Raw genomic sequence first — 21,864 nt, 5'->3', positions numbered from 1 at the left:
GGCATTTTATCAACCAGAAATTCCGGATACCCTCCAGGAAGAAGCGCAATCGCTGTTCAACCACGTCCAGCAATGGATCATCACCAACGCCAGCTGGTTCTACGTACTGGCCGTGGCGCTGATCCTGATCAGCGTGGTGTTCCTCGCCGTCAGCCGCTACGGCGACATCAAGCTCGGCCCCGACCACAGTCGTCCCGACTACCGCAACACCACCTGGTTCGCCATGCTGTTCTCCGCCGGCATGGGCATCGGTCTGATGTTCTTCGGCGTTGCCGAACCGGTGATGCACTTCACCACCCCACCGGTAGGCGAGCCGAACACCGTGCAGGCGGCGAAGGAAGCGATGAAGCTGACCTTCTTCCACTGGGGCCTGCATGCCTGGGCGATCTACGCCATCGTCGCGCTGATCCTGGCCTTCTTCAGCTATCGCCACGGCCTGCCGCTGACCCTGCGCTCGGCGCTGTATCCGCTGATCGGCGAACGTATCTACGGCCCCATCGGCCACGCGGTGGATATCTTCGCGATCATCGGCACCGTGTTCGGCGTGGCGACTTCGCTCGGCTACGGCGTGCTGCAGATCAACAGCGGCCTGCACCACCTGTTCGGCTGGCCGGTGAACCAGACCGTGCAGATCGCCCTGATCGCCGCCACCTGCGGCCTCGCCACGCTCTCGGTGGCCAGCGGACTGGACCGCGGCATCCGCATCCTGTCCGAGCTGAACCTGAGCCTGGCGGTGATCCTGCTGCTCTTCGTGCTGGTCCTCGGGCCGACCGTGTTCCTCCTGCAAACCTACGTGCAGAACACCGGGGCCTACCTGTCCGACATCGTCAACAAGACCTTCAACCTGTACGCCTACGAGCCCACCGACTGGATCGGCGGCTGGACCCTGCTGTACTGGGGCTGGTGGCTGTCCTGGTCGCCCTTCGTCGGCCTGTTCATCGCCCGTATCTCGCGCGGCCGCACGATCCGCGAGTTCGTCTGCGGCGTGCTGTTCGTCCCGGCCGGCTTCACCCTGCTGTGGATGACGGTGTTCGGCGATACCGCCATCCACATGGTCCTGCAGGAGGGCTTCACCCAGTTGGCCGAAGTGGTCAACCAGGACAGTTCGGTGGCGCTGTTCGCCTTCCTCGAGCACTTCCCGCTGGGCAGCGTGATCTCGCTGGTGGCGGTGCTGATGGTGGTGGTGTTCTTCGTCACCTCGGCCGACTCCGGCGCGCTGGTGGTGGACATGCTGGCCTCCAGCGGCAAGGACCACTCGCCGCTCTGGCAGCGGATATTCTGGTCGGTGCTGATGGGCGTGGTGGCCATCGCCCTGCTCCTCGCCGATGGCCTCAAGGCGCTGCAAACCGCGACCATCGCCAGCGCGCTGCCATTCTCCATCGTGCTCCTGGCGTCGATCTGGGGCCTGTTCAAGGCGCTGCACCTGGATGCCACCAAGCGCGGCATCCGCTACCAGGCGCTGACCTTCTCCCGCCCCACCACGCGCAGCGGCGCAAGCGAGGGCGACGGTTGGCAGCGCCGCCTGCGCAACATCGCCATGTTCCCGAGGCGCAGCCACGTCAACCGCTTCATCACCGATGTGGCGCGACCGGCCTGCGAGGACGTCGCCGCCGAACTGCGCAAGCAGGGCTACGAAGTCCAGGTGCAGGACGGCGAGGACGGCCGGGTTCGGCTGGAAGTCAGCCACGGCGGCGAGGTCGATTTCATCTACGAGGTGCGTCCGCGCGCCTTCACCACGCCGAGCTTCGTGATGCGCGACACCGAGGACAGCAGCGAGTCGCGCAAGTATTTCCGCGCCGAGGTCCATCTCCAGGAAGGCGGCCAGGACTACGACATCATGGGCTGGAGCCGCGACGGCGTGATCGGCGACATCCTCGATCAGTACGAGCGGCACATGCACTTCCTGCACGTGGTGCGCTGAGGGATGCGGGGGCCGGCCAATGCCGGCCCCTCGCCGTTTCGCCTACTGGATCTGCTCCGGGGTGACGATCACCCAGTTCCTGTCCGCCGTCACCGGCAGGCCGGCCTTGGCCTGGGCGGCGGAATGCTGCTTGATCATGCCGTTGATCTGCTCCATGTACTTGGCCTTGCGGTTGACCCACAGGTGCACGCCGTTTTCCGCGGTGCCGTTGAACAGCATGTAACCGTCGCTGTCCGGGGTATCGCCGGCGACCAGGATCGGCCGCTTCCAACGGTCGATGTAGGTGAGGATCGCAGCCTGCTTGCCGGCCATCCAGGTCGCCGGGGTCCACAGGTAGGGGGTCACCTCCAGGTCGAGGTTGGCCTTGGGATCGTACTTGCCCTCGGCGATCTGCTTGCGCGCGGTGGTCAGCTCGCCGGTCTTGCGGTTCTTCAGCAGGGTGGTGACGCCGATGACGTTCTCCGGCTTGGCGTTGTAGCCATACCTGGGGTCCGCCGCGACCATCCGCACCAGTTCCTCGTGGGCCGCGCTGATCACGTAGACCTCGATGCCGTTTTCCATCAGCTTGTTGTACAGCTCGCGCTGGCCGCTGAACACGCGCGGCGGCTCGACGTCGAGCGTGGCGAGCTTGTCGCCGTCGTAATAGGTGGCGGGGATCGGCTTGCCGTAGGCCATCAGTTCGTCGACATAGCCCTTCAGTTCCCTGAGGGTGAAGCCTGAGAACACCTGGGCGACCCAGGGATAGCAGACCATGTCGTCGATCTCGCAAAGCCGGTAGTAGTAGCTGAACAGGCTCTCCTTGTGCCCGGCCTGGTCCTTGAACGGGATCAGTTTCAGCGAAGGGTCGAGCCTGTCGCGGGTCAGCACGCCCTTCATTTCCAGATAGGGCAGCAGCGATTCTTCCAGGTCGTAGCGATAGCTGGTGTTGTCCATGTCGAACACGGCGTAGGCGCCCTTGTTCGCGTTGGCCTCGATCAGTGCATTCAGTTGCCTGGCGGCGGGGGCCGGCCAGTGCTCGAGTTCGGTGGCGCTGGCCTGGCCGACTGCGGCGGCGAGCGCCAGCGCGGCGAGTATTCCTTTGGCGAAGGTCATGGCGGGTTCCTTTGGGCGGTTGGAAGGAAGCTCCGTCCCCTGCCGCTCCCGACAGGCAACGACCAACGACCCTAGCGCAAACCCTGCGCCCGGCCCAGCGACGGCAGCGACCTGTAACGTCGCGTCAGCGCCAGGAGTTGTCCGGCGGCGTCACGCCAGCCGCTCGACGACGGGCAGACGCATCGCCGCCACCTCCGCGAGGAGGAAGTCGCGCAATCGCTGGAAGCGTTCCTGTCCCCTGCGGGCGCGAGGCCAGACCAGGTGATAGCTTTCGCCGCTGGCCACCGCCACCGGCCAGGGCAGGCCGATGCGGCCCTGGGCAACATCCTCGGCGACCATCACCAGGTCGCCGATGGACACGCCATAGCCTCGCGCGGCGGCGACGATGCCCAGCTCCAGCGTGTCGAACACCTGGCCGCCCTTGAGCGACACCTCGTCCCCCAGCCCAGTCCGCTGCAGCCAGCGTCGCCAGTCGCGACGATCCGGCGTGGGGTGCAGCAGCTCGCTGTCACGCAGGCGTTGGAGGGTCCAGGGCTCCACGGCCTCGTCGGGTTCGCAGACCGGCACCAGCCATTCGGCGAACAGCGCTGCCGTTTCCCATTCCGGGCTGAACTGGCCGCTGCCCAGCAACACCGCGCAGTCGAAAGGCTCGCGCTGGAAATCCACCGAGTCCACATCCATCCAGGCACTGGTGAGCTGCACCTCGATATCCGGGTTCAGGTGGCGGAAGCGGCTCAGGCGCGGTAGCAGCCAGCGCAGGGTAAGGGTGGAAGGCGCCTTCAGGCGCAGGGTGGCGTCGTCCACGCGCAGGGCGGTGCAGGCCCGTTCCAGCGCATCGAAGCCGTCGCGCAGCCCGGGCAGCAGCAGGCGTGCCGGCTCGGTCAGCTGCAACTGGCGGCCATGGCGCTCGAACAGACGACAACCGAAGAGCTCTTCCAGGGTACGGATGTGCCGGCTCACCGCGCTCTGGGTTATCGCCAGTTCCTCGCCGGCGCGGGTGAAAGAGGCGTGCCGGGCGGCAGCCTCGAAGGCGCGCAGGGCATACAGCGGGGGCAGGCGACGGGTCATTGGGGAATTACCTCTTTCATGACTTTTACTCATGCCTGGCATCTTGTTTTTCCTTTTGTGGAGCCATGCCAGCCGCACCGAGAATAGCCGCATTCTCAACGCCGACAGGCCATCGCGGCAACCATCTCCTCCTGAGCCTTACTCATCCATGTCCTCGCCATCCCTCGTCGAACTCAAAGCCATCCTGCGCCTGGCGGGCCCGTTGATCGCCGCCCAGCTGGCCTATGTCGCCATGGTCTTCACCGACACCGTGATGATGGGCAAGCTCGGTCCCGACGCGCTGGCCGCCGGCGGCCTGGGCGCGGTCAGCTACGCCTTCGTCTCGACGTTCTGTGTCGGCGTGGTGGCAGCGGTCGGCAACCTGGTGGCGATCCGTCACGGCTGCGACGACGCCGCTGGCGCCGCCGCGGCCACTCGCTCCGGACTCTGGGTCGGCGCCGCGCTGGCCCTGGCCGCCGGCCTGCTGCTATGGAACCTGCGGCCGCTGCTGCTGCTCTTCGGCCAGGCGCCGCAGACGGTGGACGGCGCCATGCAGTTCCTCCACAGCCTGACATTCGCCCTGCCCGGCTACATGGCCTTCATGGTCCTGCGCGGCTTCACCAGCGCCATCGACCGCGCCGGCCCGGTGATGGCGATCAGCGTGCTCGGCGCGCTGGCCAACCTGGCTCTCAACTATTCCTTCATAGAAGGCCTGTTCGGCCTGCCGCGCCTGGGCCTGGCCGGTATCGGCCTGGTCACCGCCCTCGTCATGAACTGCATGCCGCTGCTGCTGGCCCTGTATATCCGCCGGCAGCCGGCCTATGCCGCGTACTCGCTGCTGCGCGGACTGGGACGGCCGCAGCGGGCGATGGTCGAGGAGATCCTGCGACTGGGGCTGCCCATCGGCGGCACCTACGCGGTGGAGTCGGGGATGTTCACGGTCGCCACCCTGTGCATGGGCATCATCGGCGATCACGCCCTGGCCGCGCACCAGATCGCCATCCAGGCGGTATACGTGGCGTTCATGGTGCCGGTGGGGTTGTCGTACGCCACCACCTACCGCATCGGCCAGCATTTCGGTGCCGGCCGCCTGCTCGAAGCACGCCGCGCCGGGCGCGTCGGCATCGGCTTCGGCGCGCTGTGCATGCTGCTCTTCGCCGGGCTCTTCTGGTGGATGCCGGAGGCCATCATCGGCCTGTTCCTCGACCGCGACGCCCCGGCCAACCGGGAGGTGGCCGCGATGGCCGTCTCGCTGCTGGCGATCGCCGCCTGGTTCGAGCTGTTCGACGGCACCCAGAACGTCGCCATGGGCGCGATCCGCGGTCTCAAGGACGCCCGCACCACCTTCCTGGTCGGCCTGGCCTGCTACTGGCTGGTCGGCGTGCCGCTGGCCTGCCTGCTGGCGTTCGCGGCCGGCTGGGGCGCCGCGGGCGTCTGGTGGGGGCTGGCCGGCGGCCTGGCCTGCGCGGCCATCGGCCTGACCCTGGCCTTCGAGTGGAAGACCGCGCGGTTGCTGCCGAAAGCCACGGCCAGCGAGACGTCGGCGCTCAATTGCCGAGCGGCTGGCCGCGGTGCGCCGAGCGTTCGCCGATGCCCAGGAAACGCGCCAGTTCCGCCAGCGGCAGCGGCGGACTGATCCAGTAGCCCTGCACCTGGTCGCAACCGAAATCGCGCAACTGCTCCTGCTGGCGCAGGGTCTCTACGCCTTCGGCAACCACTTCCAGGTTGAGGTTGTGCGCCAGGTTGATCATCGCCCGCACCAGTTGGAAGTTTTCCGCCCGTTGGTCCATGCCGCCGACGAAGCTGCGGTCGATCTTCAACAAGGTGATCGGCAGGCTATTGAGGTGGACGAAGGACGAGAAACCGGTGCCGAAGTCGTCCAGCGAAAAGCGCACGCCCAGTTGGCCGAGCGCCTGCATGGTCTGCAGCACCTGGTCGCTACGCCGCATCACGGCGGTCTCGGTCAGTTCGAACTCGAGCCAGCGCGCGTCGACGCCGTGCTCTTCGATCAACCGTTGCAGGGTCGGCAGCAACTGGCTGTCCTGGAACTGGCGGAACGACAGGTTCACCGCCATGTGCAACGGCTCCAGGCCGCGCCCGTTGAGCCACTGCATGTCGCGCAGGGCGCGGGCGATGACCCAGTAGCCGAGCGGCACGATCAGCCCACTTTCCTCGGCCAGCGGGACGAACTCGCTGGGCGTGAGCAGGCCCCGCTCGCCGTGGCGCCAGCGCACCAGCGCCTCCAGGCCGACGATGCGCCCGCTGTCCAGGCACAGTCGCGGCTGGTAGTGCAGCTCCAGCTCGTCGCGACGCAGCGCCCGGCGCAGTTCGGCTTCGAGGTCGGCGAGGCTGCGCACGCCACGGTTGATGCGTTCGTCGAAGACATGGAAGGTGCAACCCTGGCGGCTCTTGGCCTGCTGCATGGCGATGTGCGCATGCCACATCAGCGGGTCGGCGCCTTCGTCGGCACGGGCGTGGGCGAGGCCCAGGCTGCAACCCAGCAACAGGCTCTCGCCATCGATCCAGTAGGGCTCGCCGAGGCATTCGACGATGCGTTCGGCGACCCGCTCGGCGCGTTGCGGATCGCGACGGGTGTCCAGCAGCAGGGCGAACTCGTCGCTGCCCAGGCGCGCCAGGCTGTCACCGTTCTCCATGAAGCCGCGCAGGCGGTTGACCACCTGCAGGATCAGGCGGTCGCCGCCCTGGTGGCCGAGGGAATCGTTGACGTGACGGAAGTTGTCCAGGTCGAGGTGGCCGAGCACCAGGCCACGCCCGTCGAATTCGCTGAGGCGCGCCGCGAGCAGGGTCTGGAAGCCCTGGCGGTTGGCGATGCCGGTCAGCGGATCCTGCTCGGCGAGCAGTTGCAGGGTCGCCTGCAAGCCCAGGCGCTCGCGCGCGTAGCGCAGGCAGCGGCGCAGGCTGTCCTCGGAAAGCTGTTCGGCGGCCAGCCAGTCGACCACCCCGACCGGCGCCTGCGCCGGCTCCTGCTGCAACAGCAGGATCACCGGCCAGGGGCAGGGAGTCCCCAGCGGCAGGCAGGCCGGCGTGGCCAGGAGCAGCCCGCGGGGCTCGGCGGCGAACAGGGTGGCCGCGCCCTCCCAGGTGGTGACGATGCTCAGCGAAAAGGCAGGCCCCAACGCTCTCAGGCGTTCACCTAGCAGTGGCGCCCAGTCCGGCGTATCCGCCAGAAGGAGCAGGCGCAAGGGTTCTGCGGGCGCTGACAAGCAACCTCCAAAGTTTTAAGAATCTTCGTAAAGAACGAACGGCATCATCCTAATGCGGTAGGGAATCTACAGCAAAATGGCGTGAACGATCTCGGGATCGGTCACAGCTTGCACGCTAATTCTCGCGGATGCCAGCCAGCCTGTTAGAATACGCCCCCGCTTCAACCCTCTCTTCCGGCCTGTTCCTATGTCCCGACTCAATCCCCGGCAGCAAGAAGCCGTGAACTACGTCGGCGGTCCCCTGCTGGTCCTGGCTGGCGCCGGCTCCGGCAAGACCAGCGTGATCACCCGCAAGATCGCCTATCTCGTCCAGCAGTGCGGTATCCGCGCCCAGTACATCGTCGCCGTGACCTTCACCAACAAGGCCGCGCGGGAGATGAAGGAGCGCGTCGGCACCCTGCTGCGCGGCGGCGAGGGCAAGGGCCTGACCGTCTCGACCTTCCACAACCTCGGCCTGAACATCATCCGCAAGGAACACGAACGGCTCGGCTACAAGCCCGGTTTCTCGATCTTCGACGAGTCGGACATCAAGGCGCTGCTGACCGACATCATGCAGAAGGAGTATTCCGGGGACGACGGCGTCGACGAGATCAAGAACTACATCGGCGCCTGGAAGAACGACCTGATCCTTCCGGAGGAGGCGCTGGAAAAGGCCCGCAACCCCAAGGAGCAGACCGCCGCGATCGTCTACCTGCATTACCAGCGCACCCTGCGCGCCTACAACGCGGTGGACTTCGACGACCTGATCCTGCAACCGGTGAAGCTGTTCCAGGAACATCCGGACGTCCTCCAGAAGTGGCAGAACAAGGTGCGCTACATGCTGGTGGACGAGTACCAGGACACCAACGCCAGCCAGTACCTGCTGGTCAAGCTGCTGGTGAAGGACCGCGCCCAGTTCACCGTGGTCGGCGACGACGATCAGTCGATCTACGCCTGGCGCGGCGCGCGTCCGGAAAACCTGATGCAGCTGAAGGAAGACTTCCCTTCGCTGAAGGTGGTGATGCTGGAGCAGAACTACCGCTCCACCAGCCGCATCCTCAAGTGCGCGAACGTCCTCATCGCCAACAACCCGCACGTATTCGAGAAGCAGTTGTGGAGCGAGATGGGCCACGGCGATCCGATCCGGGTGATCCGCTGCCGCAACGAGGACGCCGAGGCCGAGCGCATCGCCATGGAGATCCTCACCCTGCACCTGCGCACCGAGCGGCCGTACAGCGAGTTCGCCATCCTCTACCGTGGCAACCACCAGGCCAAGCTGATGGAGCTGAAGCTCCAGCACCACCAGATTCCCTATCGGCTCTCTGGCGGCACCAGCTTCTTCGGGCGCCAGGAAGTGAAGGACCTGATGTCCTACTTCCGCCTGCTGGTGAACCCCGACGACGACAACGCCTTCCTCAGGGTGATCAACGTGCCGCGCCGGGAAATCGGTTCGGCGACCCTGGAGAAACTCGGCAACTACGCCACCCAGCGCAAGATCTCGATGTACGCCGCCTGCGAAGAGATGGGCCTGGCCGAGCACCTCGACAGCCGTTTCCACGAACGCCTGCAACGCTTCAAGCGCTGGATGGACGGTATCCGCCGACAGTGCGCGGAGAACGAGCCGATCGCCGTGCTGCGCAGCATGGTGATGGACATCGACTACGAGAACTGGCTGCGGCAGAACGCCTCCAGCGACAAGGTCGCCGAATTCCGCATGAGCAACGTCTGGTTCCTCATCGAGGCACTGAAGAACACCCTCGAGCGCGACGAGGAAGGCGACATGACCATCGAGCAGGCCATCGCCAAGCTGGTCCTGCGCGACATGCTGGAGCGCCAGCAGGAAGAAGAGGAAGGCGCCGAAGGCGTGCAGATGATGACTCTGCACGCGTCGAAGGGGCTGGAGTTCCCCTACGTGTTCATCATGGGCATGGAGGAAGAGATCCTGCCCCACCGTTCCAGCATCGAGGCCGACACGGTGGAAGAGGAGCGCCGCCTGGCCTACGTCGGCATCACCCGCGCGCGGCAGAACCTGGCGATGACCTTCGCCGCCAAGCGCAAGCAATACGGCGAGATCATCGACTGCTCGCCGAGCCGCTTCCTCGACGAACTGCCCCCCGAAGACCTCGAATGGGAAGGCATGGAAGACGCCCCGCAAGAGGTCAAGGCGGCCAAGGGCAACGCCGCCCTCGCCGACATCCGCGCCATGCTCAAGCGCTGAGCCCGCCGCGCCTCGACTGTCTCGATTTTCACAAAAGTGTCTTGCCCGATGCCTAGCCTCGGGCGAGGAACTTTTGCCGCTCCACGCGCGACCAAAATTAGCTAGCTAACGAATTCCATTCGAGGACAGCTTCATGTCGAGCAAGAAAGTCGCCGAGATCGTCGTGGAAACCCTGGAAGCCGCCGGCGTCCGCCATTGCTATGGCATCGTCGGCGACACCCTCAACCATGTCACCGACGCCATCCATCGCAGCCAGATCCAGTGGGTCCACGTGCGCCACGAAGAAGCGGCGGCCTTCGCCGCGGGCGCCGAGTCCTACATCAGCGGACGCCTGACCGCCTGCGCCGGCTCCTGCGGACCGGGCAGCCTGCACTTCATCAACGGCGTCTACGAGGCCCAGCGCAACCGCGCGCCGATGGTCCTGATCGCCAGCCAGATCGTTACCCCGCAACTGGGCATGGAGTTTCCCCAGGAGGTCGACTTCAAGGCGGTCTACGCCAGCTGCTCGGTGTTCTGCGAGCAGGTGCACAGCCCGGAACAGGCGCGCCGGGTGGTGGCCCTGGCCTGCCAGGCGGCGCTCAACCGGCGCGGCGTAGCGGTGGTGATCCTGCCGGCCGACATCAGCCAGGCCACGGTGAAGGACGACCTGCCGTTCTCGGTGCATTTCCCGCAACCGGTGCTGCGCCCCAGCGACGCCGAACTGCAGGACGTCGCCCGCCTGCTGGCCCACGGCAAGAAGATCGGCATCTACGCCGGCTCCGGCTGCCAGGGCGCCCACGACCTGCTGGTGGCCCTCGCCGACCGCCTCAAGGCGCCCATCGCGCACACGTCGCGGGCCAAGGACTTCGTCGAGTACGACAACCCCTTCAACATGGGCATGACCGGTATGCTCGGGATCGAGTCCGGCTTCCACATGATGACCGAGTGCGACACCCTCCTGCTGCTCGGCGCCGACTTCGCCTGGGCGCAGTTCTATCCGCAGAAGGCCACCCTGATCCAGGTCGACCGCGATGGCAGCCACCTGGGCCGACGCCACCCCATCGATCTCGGCGTGGTCGGCGACGTGATCCCCACCCTCGAGGCGCTCTTGCCGTTGCTCGAAGCCCGCGAGGAGCGCAGCTTCCTCGACGAATGCCTGGAGCACCGCGAGCGCTCGCTGCGGACGCTGGAAAAAGAGGAGCAAGCCGGCAAGGGCGAGCTGATCCATCCGCAGCACCTGGTCAGCCTGCTCGACCAGCACGCCAGCGAGGACGCCCTGTTCACCGCCGACGGCGGCTCGGCGATGGTCTGGCTGTTGCGTCACATCCACAGCAACGGCAAGCGCCGCACCCTCACCAGCCTGGTCCACGGCACCATGGCCAACGCCATGCCCCAGGCGCTGGGGCTGAAGAAGGCCTACCCCGAGCGCCAGGTGATCTCGATCTCCGGCGACGGCGGCCTGGCCATGCTGCTCGGCGACCTGCTGACGGCCATCCAGGAAAAACTACCGATCAAGGTAGTGGTGCTGAACAATGCCTCGCTGAACTTCGTCGAGCTGGAACAGAAGGTCGAGGGCCTGCTGGACAACTACACCGACCTGCTCAACCCGGACTTCGCCCGTCTCGCCGAAGTGATCGGCTTCCACGGACGCAAGGTGACGCGCTCCGAGGAGCTCGAGGCGGCGGTGCAGGAGTTCCTCGCCCAGCCCGGTCCGGCGCTGCTGGACGTGCATACCAACCCTGCGGAGCTGGTGATGCCGCCGAAGATCGAGTTCGGCCAGGTCGCCGACACCGCGCTCTACGCCGCCAAGGCCGTGCTCAGCGGGCGCTTCAAGGACGTCGAGACGCTACTGGTGAACAACCTGCTGAAATGAGCCGGCAGCGGCGCGGCCCGCCTGCCACGGGGCCGCGCCGGGCAGGCGCGGATTCCTGACCGCTCGATCATGTTCGCTCGTCCGAGAGAACGTCGCGCGCGGCGCCGGCTGGCGGTACAATGCCGCGCTTCATCAGCGACAGCCGCTTCGCAGGAAGCCACCCGTGGACATTCTCAAAGACAAAATCCGCTCGGAAGGCATCGTCCTTTCCGAGCACGTACTCAAGGTCGACGCCTTTCTCAACCACCAGATCGACCCGCAGCTGATGCAGCAGGTCGGTCACGCGTTCGCCATGCGCTTCCGCGACCAGGGCATCACCAAGATCGTCACCATCGAGGCTTCCGGCATCGCCCCGGCGGTCATGGCCGGCCTGGAGCTGGGCGTCCCGGTGATCTTCGCCCGCAAGTACCAGTCGCTGACCCTGAAGGACAACCTGTACATCTCCAAGGTGTTCTCCTTCACCAAGCAGACCGAGAGCACCATCGCCATCTCGGCCAAGCACCTGAACGCCCACGACCACGTGCTGGTGATCGACGACTTCCTCGCCAACGGCCATGCCGCCAAGGCGCTGATCGACCTGATCGGCCAGGCCGGCGCGAGCATCGCCGGGCTCGGCATCGTCATCGAGAAATCCTTCCAGGATGGCCGCGCCCTGCTGGAAAGCGAAGGCTACCGGGTCGAGTCCCTGGCCCGGGTGAAATCGCTGGCCGGCGGTCAGGTCGAGTTCCTCGACTGAGCGCCACTCAGCCCCGCTCTTCCTGGCTGGCCCGCAGGCCGGCCAGCAGCAAGCGCTGGTAGAGTTCCTCGCGAAGCCCCTGCGGATCGTCCAGGTCCATGCGCCGCAGATGCGCCGGGTAGGCTTCTGGCTCCGGCGCGTCCAGGGTCGCCTTGCCCAGTTCGAGGATCTCGCTCAGCTTCAGCTTGCGCTTGAGCCAACCCAGCGCCCGCAGCAGGTCCTGCTCGACCTCGTCGAAATCGCTGCCCAGGGGAAACTCCGGCAGCGCCGCTGCGTGGGCCTGGTGCAAGGCCTGCAGGCGCTCCGGGGTATTGTTGCGATAGCGTTCGGGCAGGACGAAATCCTTCGGCAGCTTGCCGGCCGCCCGGGCCTGCTCGGCCAGCGCCTGCTGGAAGCGCGAGTCGGCGATGGCCAGCAGCGCGGCGATCACTTCCGCGTCGTTCTTGCCGCGCAGGTCGGCGATCCCGTACTCGGTCACCACCATGTCACGCAAGTGCCGGGGAATGGTGGTGTGGGCGTACTGCCAGACGATGTTCGAACTGACTTCCCCGCCGGATTCGCGCCAGCTACGCAGCATCAGGATCGAACGTGCGCCCTCCAGCTCGTGAGCCTGGGCGACGAAGTTGTACTGCCCGCCGACGCCACTGAGCACCCGGCCGTCCTCCAACTGGTCGGCGACCCCGGCGCCGAGCAGGGTCACGGTGAAGGCGCTGTTGATGAAGCGCGCGTCGCGCCGCTGCAGGCGCTTCAGCTCTTCCTGGCGGTACAGGTTGTTGACGAAGCCGATGCCGGTCATGCCGATCCCGGCGCGCTCTTCCAGCGACATCTCGCGCAGGCGCCGGTAGAACGCCAACGGACCGAGGAAAAAGCCGCCGTGCAGCCACACCCCGCCCTCCACCGGCGCCTCACCGCGCTCGGCGGCACGCTGTCGCGCTTCGTCGGGGTAGACCCGGCGGCTCAGCACGCCGGCCTCGGCCAGCGCCAGCAGACCCGGCACGAACATCTCGCTGCAACCGTAGAGCCCCCGGCGGAACGGCTCCAGGCCGCCGTCGCGCTCGACCGTCTCGGCCCAGCGCGCACGCACCCCCAGCTCGTCGATCAACGCCCGGTAGGTGGCGTTGTCGCGCTGGCGCAGCAGCAGGGCGGCGGTCAGCGCGTCGCCCATCGAGCCGATGCCGATCTGCAGGGTGCCGCCGTCGCGCACCAGCGCGCTGGCGTGGAGACCGATGCAGTGATCCTGCAGGTTGACCGGCATGTTCGGCGTGGAGAACAGCCGGCTGCTTTCCGCCGGCGCGTCGATCAGCAGGTCGAATACCGACTCCTCGACCTCGGCGTCACCCGGCAGGTAGGGCAGGTCATCGTGGACCACGCCGATGGCGACGATGGTCTCGCCAGCGGCGCGACGCTTCTCCAGCATCGGCAGGAGGTCCAGGGTGATATCCGGGTTGCAGGCCAGGCTCAGCTTGCCCGGCCGCTCGGGATGCCGCGCCACCAGCTGGGCCACCGCGTTGACGCCCTTGGCATTGATGTCGCGGGCGACGTGGCTGTAGTTGCAACTGATGTAGTGCTGCTGCGCCGGCGCGCTGTCCAGCAGGCTGCCGGGCTGCAGGTAGAACTCCTCGACGCGGATGTTCGCCGGCAGTTCGTCGCGGCGCAGGGCGTGCAGGTAATCCAGCTCCGGGTAGTCGGCGAAGACCCGTTCGGCGAAAGGCTCGAGGAAACGCCGTTGCAGGTCGCCGCCAGCGGCGGGACGCCCCAGGGAAAGCGCGGTATACAGCGTCAGTTGGCGCTCCGGCAGGGTCCGCAGGCGCTGGTACAACGCATTGACCAGTCGGTTGGGCTTGCCCAGCCCGAGGGGCAGGCCCATGCGGATCGGGCCCTCGATGGTCTGCAGCAAGTGATCGACTGCGGCGTCGATGGAACAGGTTCGGCTCAAGACGATGCCCTCCGGCGAATGGGTAGCCGGAAGTTTGGACCCTGTTTGCCGGCGGGACGATCCGCCAGCGGAAAAAACCCGCACCGCGGATACGAAAAAGCCGCCAGGAGGCGGCTTTTCGCGACACTGTCCCGGCGTTGTTACAGACCGGACATATGCTTGATCGCGGCTTTCAGCTCGTCGTCCGAGCAATCGGCGCAGGTGCCTTTCGGCGGCATGGCGTTGATACCGGAAATCGCCTTGGCCAGCAGGCCATCGAGGCCGCCCTGCTCCTTGGCGCGCTTGCCCCACTCGGCCTTGTCGCCAACCTTCGGCGCGCCCAGCAGGCCGGTGCCGTGGCAGGTGTTGCAGGTCTTGCCGACGATGTCTTCGCCGGAACGCGCACCGCCGCCACCGGCGGCTGCCGCGACGGCGCCGACGCCTTCGCATTCCTTGCCTTGTACGCAGACCTTGCCTACCGGCTCGAGGCGCTTGGCGATCGCATCGTCAGTGGTCGTAGCCTGAGCGCTTACAGCCCACAGGGCCAACACGGCAGCTTGGGCCGCCAGCATTTTTTTAATCAGGTTCACCCTTACACCCTCATCGTGGCTTATCACACCCGGGCACGATACCGATCACTGCGGGCCGCGCGGGCGGGCGCAAGTATAACGGCAAAGAAAGCCCGGCAGAAACAATTGCACACCCTCGCAAAGCCTTGCGGCATTAGGTCGCAGCCCCGCATGCCCCTTGTCGGCCGGCGCCCTTCGGGCCCGGCGGGGTCTTGTGCTTCAGGTCAGAAATTTGCGGGCGTGGTGGCGCTGATCAAGCGTGCCGGCACATCGTAGGGATTGCGAAAACGGTGCGGCTTGTTGCTCTCGAAATAGTAGCTGTCGCCGCGCTCGAGCACATAGGTCTCGCTGCCAACGGTCAGTTCCAGGCGCCCGTCGACCAGCACCCCGGCCTCCTCGCCTTCGTGGTTGAGCATTTCCTCGCCGGTGTCGGAGCCCGGCGGGTAGGTTTCGTCGAGGAAGGCGATCGCCCGGCTCGGGTGCGCCTTGCCCACCAGGCGCATGGACACCGCGCCGCTGGAAATGTCGATCAGTTCGTCTGCCTTGTAGACAACCTGGGTATGGCTGTCCTGCTCCAGGTCCAGGGAGAAGAACTCCACCAGGGACATGGGGATACCGCCCAGCACCTTCTTCAGCGAACTGATGGAAGGGCTCACGCTGTTTTTCTCGATCATCGAGATAGTGCTGTTGGTGACACCCGCCCGTTTGGCGAGTTCGCGCTGGGAAAGACCTTTGAGCTTTCGGATGGTTTGCAGACGAGCACCGACGTCCAAGGGTGGAGTCCTCCTTATTCTTCTGGCAGGCAAGGCAAAACGAGGCCGCACACGGCTGGCGACCCCAAGTCGGCCGTATCATGGCAACACTGTTCAGTATTTACAACAGATCGGTCGACATGCCTGCGCAAAGAATTCGGAAAGTTTTTCTCAAGCCCCGGAATAGACGCGCGGCACCCTTTTCAGGTTGCACAGCAGCTGGTAGGGAATGCTGCCGAACTGCGCCGCCAGGGCGCCGACCGGCACGTTCGGGCCCCATAGTTCGACCCGGCTGCCCAGCCCGGCCTGGGGATGGTCGGTAAGGTCGACGGTGAGCATGTCCATCGATACCCGGCCAACCAGGCGCCCCGGCTTGCCGTCGATGAACACCAGGGTGCCGTCGGCGGCGTGCCGCGGATAGCCATCGGCGTAGCCCATGGCGACCACGCCGATGCGCTGGCTACGCTCGGTGCTGTAGCGCGCGCCGTAGCCGACCGGTTCGCCGGCCGGCAGGTCGCGGACGCTGATCACCTTCGATTCCAGGGTCATCACCGGGCGCAAGCGGTCGGCCAGCGGATGTGCGCGCTCGAACGGCGTGGCTCCGTAGAGCAGGATGCCCGGACGTACCCAATCGCTGGGCACCTTCGGCCAGCCGAGCACGGCTGGCGAATTGCGCAGGCTGATCTCGCCTTCCAGGCCCTGGCTCGCGGCCGCGAAGGCGGCGAGCTGTTCCTCGGTGCGCGGGCAATCCAGTTCGTCGGCGCGGGAGAAGTGACTCATCATCACGATCTTCGCCACCTTGCCGCTGGCCCGCAGGCGCTCGTGGGCGGCGCGGAAGTCCTCGGGGAAGAAGCCGACGCGGTGCATGCCCGAATCCATCTTCAGCCAGACGTTCAGCGGGCGGGCCAGGCTGGCGCGTTCGATCGCCTCCAATTGCCAGGCGCAATGCACCACGCACCAGAAGTCGTGGGCGACGATCAGCTCCAGCTCGGACGCCTCGAAGAAGCCCTCCAGCAGCAGGATCGGCTGGCGGATACCGGCCTCGCGCAGCTCCAGGCCCTCCTCGATGCAGGCCACGGCGAAGCCATCGGCCTCGGCCGCCAGCGCTTCGGCACAGCGCACCGCGCCGTGGCCGTATGCGTCCGCCTTGATCACCGCGAGCGCACGGGCGCCGGTGGCCTCGCGGGCCAGCCGATAGTTGTGACGAAGGGCTTGCAGGTCGATCAGGGCACGGGCGGGACGCATGGCGACGGGTCTCTCTTCAGCGAGGTGCGGCATCGCGCACCTTTCATCAGGCGAAAAAAAGCCCGGCTCTCCGGCCGGGCCAGACAAAACTCAGGGCAGCGCAGCGACCACCGACATCTCTACCAGGATCTCCGGCTCGCAGAGCTTGGCTTCGACGGTGGCGCGCGCCGGCGCGACGCCGCGCGGCAGCCACTGGTCCCAGACGCGGTTCATGCCTTCGAAGTCGGCGTCGATGTCCTTCAGGTAGATGGTCACCGAGAGGATCCGGGTCTTGTCGGTGCCGGCCTCTTCCAGCAGACGCTCGATGGCCGCCAGGGTCTCGCGGGTCTGCTGCTCGACGCCCGCGGACATGTCCTCGCCCACCTGGCCCGCCAGGTAGACGGTGCCGTTGTGGACGACGATCTGGCTCATACGCTCGTTAGTGTGCTGGCGCTGGATGGGCATTCTTGGCGTTCTCCGGGGAATTGCTGTAGCGGGAAATATCCAGGCCTTCGGTGCTGATCTGCGGGCGCTTCTTCGCCATCAGGTCGGCCAGGTAGCGACCCGACCCGCAGGCCATGGTCCAACCCAGGGTGCCGTGGCCGGTATTGAGGAACAGGTTGCGGTAGCGGGTGGCGCCGACGATCGGGGTGCCATCCGGGGTCGCCGGGCGCAGGCCGGTCCAGAAGGTCGCCTGGCTGATGTCGCCGCCCTCGGGATAGAGGTCGGTGGTGATCATTTCCAGGGTCTCGCGGCGGCGCGGGTTCAGCGACAGGTCGAAGCCGGCGATTTCCGCCATGCCGCCGACGCGGATGCGCTGGTCGAAGCGGGTGATCGCCACCTTGTAGGTCTCGTCGAGGATGGTCGAGGTCGGCGCCATCTCCGGGTTGGTGATCGGCACGGTCAGCGAGTAGCCCTTCAGCGGATAGACCGGAGCCTTGATACCCAGCGGCTTGAGCAGTTGCGGCGAGTAGCTGCCCAGGGCCAGCACGTAGTGGTCGGCGGTGAGCAATTCGCCGTTGACCAGCACACCGTTGATGCGGTCGCCGGCGAAGTCCAGGCGTTCGATGTTCTGGCCGAAGCGGAACTCCACGCCCAGGCCCTTGGCCATTTCCGCCAGGCGGGTGGTGAACAGCTGGCAGTCGCCAGTCTGGTCGTTGGGCAGGCGCAGGGCGCCGACCAGCTTGTCGGCGACCTTGGCCAGGGCCGGCTCGACGCGGGCGATGCCGTCGCGGTCGAGAACCTCGTAGGGCACGCCGGAGCGCTCGAGCACGGCGATGTCCTTGCCGGCGGCGTCCAGCTGCGCCTGGGTGCGGAACAGTTGGGTGGTGCCGAGGGTGCGGCCCTCGTAGGCGATGCCGGTCTCGGCGCGCAGTTCGTCGAGGCAATCGCGGCTGTACTCGGACAGGCGGACCATGCGCTCCTTGTTCACCGCGTAGCGCTCGGCGGTGCAGTTGCGCAGCATCTGCAGCATCCAGGCGTACTGGCTGGGATCGGAGGTGAGCTTGATGGCCAGCGGCGCGTGCTTTTCCAGCAGCCACTTCATGGCCTTCAGAGGAATGCCCGGGGCTGCCCAGGGCGAAGCGTAGCCGGGAGACACCTGGCCGGCGTTGGCGAAGCTGGTTTCCAGCGCGGGACCGTCCTGACGGTCGACCACCACCACCTCGAACCCGGCACGGGCCAGGTAATACGCACTGGCGGTACCGATGACACCGCTGCCAAGGACCAGAACTCGCATTGTCGCCTCCCACGTCGCGGAGGAACCGCGGACGTTTGTTATTTTGAGCGTGTAGATGCGCGCAGTATAGGAAGAGGCAGGCAGAAATAATCACCAATTTTAGGCGGTTACTCAGGTAAAAAACCGGACAAGTAGGGGTTTTACCGAGGCGCATCCACCATAAAACTGGAAAAATACCGCATATTTAAATGATCGAACTCAGGCCGGGAGCCGCTTTTTCGGGAAAGCCTGTCGCAGAACCCATGGAAAACGGCAGGAGTCCCTGAAGGAACCGCTCACGACAGGAAAAATTCCGCGGACACTGCCCGGCCCTTGCGATCGGAGCAGCGTCCCAGAGCGCTCGCAGAGCCTTCGCGCTATTTCTTCACCCACTTGCCGCCAACCTGGACGTACTGCCCGGCAGGGGTTTTCTCCATCGCCTTCTTGCCGGCCATGGCCTCCACGTCGGCCAGCGAAGCGCCGCTGCTGTTGGCCACCTTCTGGTATTCGGCGCGCCGCGCGGCATTGATCTGCGCGGCGATGTCCGCCGCCTGGCCGCTGTTGCTGACCACGCCAAGGTAACCGTCCGCCTGCTCGCCGACCAGGCCCTGGGCCTTGGCGCCGCCAAGGGCCGACATGGCCTGGCCGAGGTCCATCGCCATGGCGGAAAGGCTGATGCCGAGGGCCAGCAGGGCGATACCGAGTTTGCTACGGGTTGTCATGGATCCGCTCCTTTAGAACAGGCCGCTGTTCTCGTTGATGATGCCGTCCAGAGCCTTGTCGACCTTGATGTAGATCTCGTGCTCGATTTTCACGTTGAGATTGATGTTGATCGGCTCGCTGGGAGCCGCCAGCTGCACGGTGGGCGTGCAGGCCATCGTCAGGCTGCCCAGCAGCAGGACAGCGAATAGAGCGCAGAGGCGCATCGGGGGTTCTCCTGTATGGCTCATGGCGCCGAAGCCTTGCGTTTCTGCATGCGCTCCTGCACACGTTGGCGAATGGTTTCGCTGACCCGGTCGCTCAGTTGCAGGCTGGTCAGCAGTGCCGGGATATCCTCCTCCAGGTTGACGTTGAGGTTGACCGGGCGCCCCTTCTCCAGGTCCGGGTTGCTGCCCTGCAAGCGCAGGCCGAGCAACAGCTTGCCGTTCTCATGATAATCGACGCTGCTTTGCAGGACGTCGTAGTGGAAATCGTCGAGGGCATCGGCGACCAGCTTCATCCCCGGGTTACTGCGCCCCAGCGCCTCGATTTTCGCCGAGCGGAAGCGCAGGTAGCCGGGCTCGCGGGCCTTGACCTGGCCGCCGGAGACGCTGGGCTTCCAGCGGTTCAGCATCAGCGGCAGCTCGCCGTCCAGGGTGCCTTCGCCGGCCAGGCCCTCCGCCGGATAGACCCGGAAAATCTCGCCAAGTTGTATGCCCTGGATACGCAAGGCGAACTTCTGCTCGGCCTGACCCAGGCGGATGCTCCCCGCGGGGACCGAGGCCTGCCCGCCGAACAGGCCGCTCTGCAACGTCTGCCAGCTCAGGCGGCCGCTGCCCGGCGCGGAAAGCGGGGCCTCGTAGCGCCCGCGGAAACTCACCGGCCCCAGCGGCAGGCCGGGATTGGCCTCGGCCAGGCTCAGGCCGGGGCTGTCCAGGCTCAACTGACCGCCGCGCAGGCGCAAGGCCAGGCTGCCGCCCAGCCCCTTCAGCTCGCTGCGGTCGTAGATACCGTCGAGGCCTTTCAGGGTCAGGTCCAGGTCGAGGGACGAGCCACCCGCCGCGTCGAGCTTCCAGCCGGCCGCGGCGGTCGCGCGCCCATTGCCCAGTTCGAGCAGCCCCGGCCAGTCGGCGAGGGTCGCGGCCAGCGGATTGCCGGTACGGAAGAACACCTCGGCCAGCCTGGCGGAGAGTGCCAGGGGCGTCTTCGCATCGCGCTGCAGCTGGATGTCCGCCGCCAGCCCCGCACCGTTGCTCAGCCGTCCCTTCAGGCTGGTGCGCTCGAGGGTGGTGTCGAGCGGCCCCTCGAAGGTCCAGGCCAACGGCTTGAGGTTGGCCTGGCGGAGTTGTCCGGCCTGCACCTGCAGCGGCCCGGCGAAATGCAGCGCCAGCGGCTGGTAGGCCAGTTCGAGAGCGGTCCCGGCGAGATTGAGGCGGGGCTGGCCAAGGTGCAGCGTCGACGGCTCGGCCAGGGACGCCGCCTGCAACCGCGCGCCTCTGCCGAAGGAGAGGTTGGCGCGCTGCCCGTCCAGCCGGCCCTCCAGGGGAATCTCCGCGACCAGTCGCTCGGCTTTCCAGCCCTGGTATTGCAGGCGCGGCGCGTCCACCTGCAAGCGCCCCTCCACCAGCCTGGCGGCCCACGGCGAGATGCCCAGCAGGTCGAGACGCGCCTCCAGCTTCAGCGTACTCGCGCCCTCGCTGGCGAACGCCAGGCGCAACGCAGTGACGCTATCGGCATCGCGCTCCAGCGGCTCGCTGCGCAAGCCCAGCGCGCTCGGCCGCAACTCGGCCGGCAGCGCCTGCAACCACTCGCCGTGCAACTGGCTCAGGCGCAAGTCGCTGCGCAGCTGGCGTGGCAACCAGGCGCCCTCGTCTCCATCCAGTTGGACTTGCAGTTCGCCCTGTACATTACCCAGACCGGGCATCGGCCAGGCTTGCGGAGCCTGCACCAGCAGCGCCGCCGAGCCACCGCCGTCGAGCACCCGGCGCGGCTCCAGCCAGTCGCTGCCAGGCGCCAGGCGGATCGTCCAGTCCGCTTGCAGACGCAGGGCTTGCGGTGCGTCGGGCAGGCGCTGCGCCTCCGGCAGCCAGCGATTGAGCCAGACCACCAGGCCACGGGTGTCGGGCAGGCCGGGCGCCTCCAGGCGCCCCTGCCAGAGGCCGTCGCCATCGGACGGCGCGAGCTGGCTGTCCAGCGTCAGCAGCGCCTGCCGGTCGAGTTGCGCGCGCGCACGCAGGCGCCAGCCGGTAGGCTCCTCGAAGAGCTGGGCGTCGAGCTGGGCCTGCTGCGCCTCCTGTTGCAGGCGCAGTTGCGCAGCCAGCGGAAACAGCGCTCCCGACGGGCGGCCGATGTCCAGTCCGCCTTCCTGCTCGCAGCGGCCGGCGGGACAAGGCAGGTCGAGATGGAAGCGTTCGAGGTGGATCTGTTCCGGCAGCCAGGCGAGGGTCTCGCGCAGGGACGTCCAGTCCAGCGCAGCGGAGTCGTCGTCGGAACTCGCGGCAGCCGGTTGCCAGGCGAGCGCCACTTGCTCCACGCGCAGGCCGGGTAGACGCGGACGCCAACCCGACAGCCCGGGCCAGCGCAGCAGCGCGTGTTCCACGTCCAGTCGCAGGCTGGCGCCATCCGCGCCGCGCCGCTCCAGCGCCAGCCGTCGCAGCCCGATGCCTTCGGCGGACAGGCCCAGGCCTTGCCACTCCAGGCGCTCGACACCCTGCTCGCGCAACAGGCTGCGCCAGGCATGCCAGCCGTAGCCGAATGCCAGCAGCAACAGCACTGCAAATACCAGCAGCAACGTCGTCCTTCTGCGCAAACGCATGTCCTACCTCTGTCCGTTGCCGACCCGGCCAAGGGTGGCGGGGCCCTCGTGCAAGATCAAGGCGTTTTCCCCGGCCAGTGTTTTTCCCTGCTTTCGACGTTATA

Annotated in this window: 17 protein-coding genes; 5 read left to right on the top strand and 12 right to left on the bottom strand. The window is 66.6% G+C overall.

The features are described 5' to 3' along the window. Positions 1-1,921: BCCT family transporter (locus HMPREF2914_RS00820; RefSeq protein WP_218189138.1), on the top strand; the 1,921-nt coding region annotated here is incomplete at its 5' end. A 42-nt stretch (positions 1,922-1,963) separates the two neighbouring features. Here HMPREF2914_RS00820 and pchP read toward each other — a convergent pair. Further along, positions 1,964-3,013, bottom strand: a complete 1,050-nt coding sequence (gene pchP, locus HMPREF2914_RS00815) for a phosphorylcholine phosphatase (RefSeq protein ID WP_003110458.1) — start codon at positions 3,011-3,013, stop codon at positions 1,964-1,966. Positions 3,014-3,163: 150 nt separating this feature from the next. Continuing rightward, positions 3,164-4,081 carry a LysR substrate-binding domain-containing protein gene (locus HMPREF2914_RS00810; RefSeq protein WP_019485943.1) on the bottom strand — a complete coding sequence of 306 codons (918 nt, stop codon included), beginning with the start codon at positions 4,079-4,081 and terminating at the stop codon, positions 3,164-3,166. Between the two features lie 148 nt (positions 4,082-4,229). Here HMPREF2914_RS00810 and HMPREF2914_RS00805 point away from each other — a divergent pair, with 148 nt between their 5' ends. Further along, entirely contained in the window at positions 4,230-5,696 is a 1,467-nt protein-coding gene (locus HMPREF2914_RS00805) for a NorM family multidrug efflux MATE transporter (RefSeq protein ID WP_023092759.1), read from the top strand. On the opposite strand, the gene HMPREF2914_RS00800 is transcribed toward HMPREF2914_RS00805, so the two are convergent. After that, entirely contained in the window at positions 5,608-7,284 is a 1,677-nt protein-coding gene (locus HMPREF2914_RS00800; RefSeq protein ID WP_003121292.1) for a putative bifunctional diguanylate cyclase/phosphodiesterase, read from the bottom strand. The two genes, HMPREF2914_RS00805 and HMPREF2914_RS00800, sit on opposite strands and share 89 nt — an antisense overlap. 187 nt (positions 7,285-7,471) lie before the next feature. Between HMPREF2914_RS00800 and rep the strand changes: the two genes are divergently transcribed. The 3 genes from rep (at position 7,472) to HMPREF2914_RS00785 (ending at position 12,069) form a co-directional block, all read left to right on the top strand. Next, positions 7,472-9,481, top strand: a complete 2,010-nt coding sequence (rep, locus tag HMPREF2914_RS00795) for a DNA helicase Rep (protein ID WP_003123718.1) — start codon at positions 7,472-7,474, stop codon at positions 9,479-9,481. A 133-nt stretch (positions 9,482-9,614) separates the two neighbouring features. Further along, the gene (locus tag HMPREF2914_RS00790) at positions 9,615-11,333 is read left to right on the top strand and encodes a thiamine pyrophosphate-dependent enzyme (RefSeq protein ID WP_003098265.1); all 1,719 of its coding nucleotides are present in this window, start codon (positions 9,615-9,617) and stop codon (positions 11,331-11,333) included. A 163-nt stretch (positions 11,334-11,496) separates the two neighbouring features. Next, complete coding sequence (locus HMPREF2914_RS00785; protein ID WP_003096508.1) at positions 11,497-12,069, top strand: xanthine phosphoribosyltransferase; 573 nt, start codon at positions 11,497-11,499, stop codon at positions 12,067-12,069. Positions 12,070-12,076: 7 nt separating this feature from the next. Here HMPREF2914_RS00785 and HMPREF2914_RS00780 read toward each other — a convergent pair whose 3' ends face one another. The 9 genes from HMPREF2914_RS00780 to HMPREF2914_RS00740 all read right to left on the bottom strand — a co-directional run bounded on the left by HMPREF2914_RS00780 (position 12,077) and on the right by HMPREF2914_RS00740 (position 21,760). After that, complete coding sequence (locus tag HMPREF2914_RS00780; RefSeq protein ID WP_073657193.1) at positions 12,077-13,936, bottom strand: acetyl-CoA hydrolase/transferase C-terminal domain-containing protein; 1,860 nt, start codon at positions 13,934-13,936, stop codon at positions 12,077-12,079. A gap of 209 nt (positions 13,937-14,145) precedes the next feature. After that, a complete protein-coding gene (locus HMPREF2914_RS00775; protein WP_003096511.1) occupies positions 14,146-14,574 on the bottom strand; it encodes a c-type cytochrome in 429 nt (142 codons plus the stop codon). Between the two features lie 203 nt (positions 14,575-14,777). After that, positions 14,778-15,326 (bottom strand): cupin domain-containing protein, encoded by a 549-nt coding sequence (locus tag HMPREF2914_RS00770; RefSeq protein WP_003096513.1) that lies wholly within the window; start codon positions 15,324-15,326, stop codon positions 14,778-14,780. 150 nt (positions 15,327-15,476) lie between these two features. Beyond that, positions 15,477-16,550: an alanine racemase gene (alr, locus tag HMPREF2914_RS00765; RefSeq protein ID WP_003096515.1), complete on the bottom strand. Its 1,074-nt coding sequence runs from the start codon at positions 16,548-16,550 to the stop codon at positions 15,477-15,479. Positions 16,551-16,640: 90 nt separating this feature from the next. Then, positions 16,641-16,994: a RidA family protein gene (locus tag HMPREF2914_RS00760; protein ID WP_003098273.1), complete on the bottom strand. Its 354-nt coding sequence runs from the start codon at positions 16,992-16,994 to the stop codon at positions 16,641-16,643. Then, entirely contained in the window at positions 16,969-18,267 is a 1,299-nt protein-coding gene (gene dadA, locus HMPREF2914_RS00755) for a D-amino acid dehydrogenase (RefSeq protein ID WP_003098274.1), read from the bottom strand. Before dadA ends, HMPREF2914_RS00760 begins: the two co-directional genes overlap by 26 nt. 356 nt (positions 18,268-18,623) lie before the next feature. Then, the gene (locus HMPREF2914_RS00750; protein WP_003096521.1) at positions 18,624-18,968 is read right to left on the bottom strand and encodes a YdbL family probable chaperone protein; all 345 of its coding nucleotides are present in this window, start codon (positions 18,966-18,968) and stop codon (positions 18,624-18,626) included. A gap of 12 nt (positions 18,969-18,980) precedes the next feature. Further along, positions 18,981-19,172: a YnbE family lipoprotein gene (locus tag HMPREF2914_RS00745; RefSeq protein WP_003096523.1), complete on the bottom strand. Its 192-nt coding sequence runs from the start codon at positions 19,170-19,172 to the stop codon at positions 18,981-18,983. A 20-nt stretch (positions 19,173-19,192) separates the two neighbouring features. Beyond that, positions 19,193-21,760, bottom strand: coding sequence for an intermembrane phospholipid transport YdbH family protein (locus HMPREF2914_RS00740; RefSeq protein WP_023092761.1), 2,568 nt, complete (start codon positions 21,758-21,760; stop codon positions 19,193-19,195). Positions 21,761-21,864 lie beyond the last annotated feature (104 nt).

The sequence above is a fragment of the Pseudomonas sp. HMSC067G02 genome (assembly GCF_001813485.1).
In the GTDB taxonomy this organism is placed as follows: Bacteria; Pseudomonadota; Gammaproteobacteria; order Pseudomonadales; family Pseudomonadaceae; genus Pseudomonas; species Pseudomonas aeruginosa.
This window is presented reverse-complemented; position numbering and strand designations above follow the sequence as displayed.

Excerpts from the sequence above, each read along its gene's own strand:
- HMPREF2914_RS00780 (WP_073657193.1), bottom strand. The coding sequence starts at position 13,936 with ATGGGCCTGCCCCTCGGGCTGGGCAAGCCCAACCGACTGGTCAATGCG.
- HMPREF2914_RS00745 (WP_003096523.1), bottom strand. The coding sequence starts at position 19,172 with ATGCGCCTCTGCGCTCTATTCGCTGTCCTGCTGCTGGGCAGCCTGACG.
- HMPREF2914_RS00805 (WP_023092759.1), top strand. The coding sequence starts at position 4,230 with ATGTCCTCGCCATCCCTCGTCGAACTCAAAGCCATCCTGCGCCTGGCG.
- HMPREF2914_RS00810 (WP_019485943.1), bottom strand. The coding sequence starts at position 4,081 with ATGACCCGTCGCCTGCCCCCGCTGTATGCCCTGCGCGCCTTCGAGGCT.
- HMPREF2914_RS00760 (WP_003098273.1), bottom strand. The coding sequence starts at position 16,994 with ATGCCCATCCAGCGCCAGCACACTAACGAGCGTATGAGCCAGATCGTC.
- HMPREF2914_RS00740 (WP_023092761.1), bottom strand. The coding sequence starts at position 21,760 with ATGCGTTTGCGCAGAAGGACGACGTTGCTGCTGGTATTTGCAGTGCTG.
- dadA (WP_003098274.1), bottom strand. The coding sequence starts at position 18,267 with ATGCGAGTTCTGGTCCTTGGCAGCGGTGTCATCGGTACCGCCAGTGCG.
- HMPREF2914_RS00790 (WP_003098265.1), top strand. The coding sequence starts at position 9,615 with ATGTCGAGCAAGAAAGTCGCCGAGATCGTCGTGGAAACCCTGGAAGCC.
- HMPREF2914_RS00750 (WP_003096521.1), bottom strand. The coding sequence starts at position 18,968 with ATGACAACCCGTAGCAAACTCGGTATCGCCCTGCTGGCCCTCGGCATC.
- alr (WP_003096515.1), bottom strand. The coding sequence starts at position 16,550 with ATGCGTCCCGCCCGTGCCCTGATCGACCTGCAAGCCCTTCGTCACAAC.
- rep (WP_003123718.1), top strand. The coding sequence starts at position 7,472 with ATGTCCCGACTCAATCCCCGGCAGCAAGAAGCCGTGAACTACGTCGGC.
- pchP (WP_003110458.1), bottom strand. The coding sequence starts at position 3,013 with ATGACCTTCGCCAAAGGAATACTCGCCGCGCTGGCGCTCGCCGCCGCA.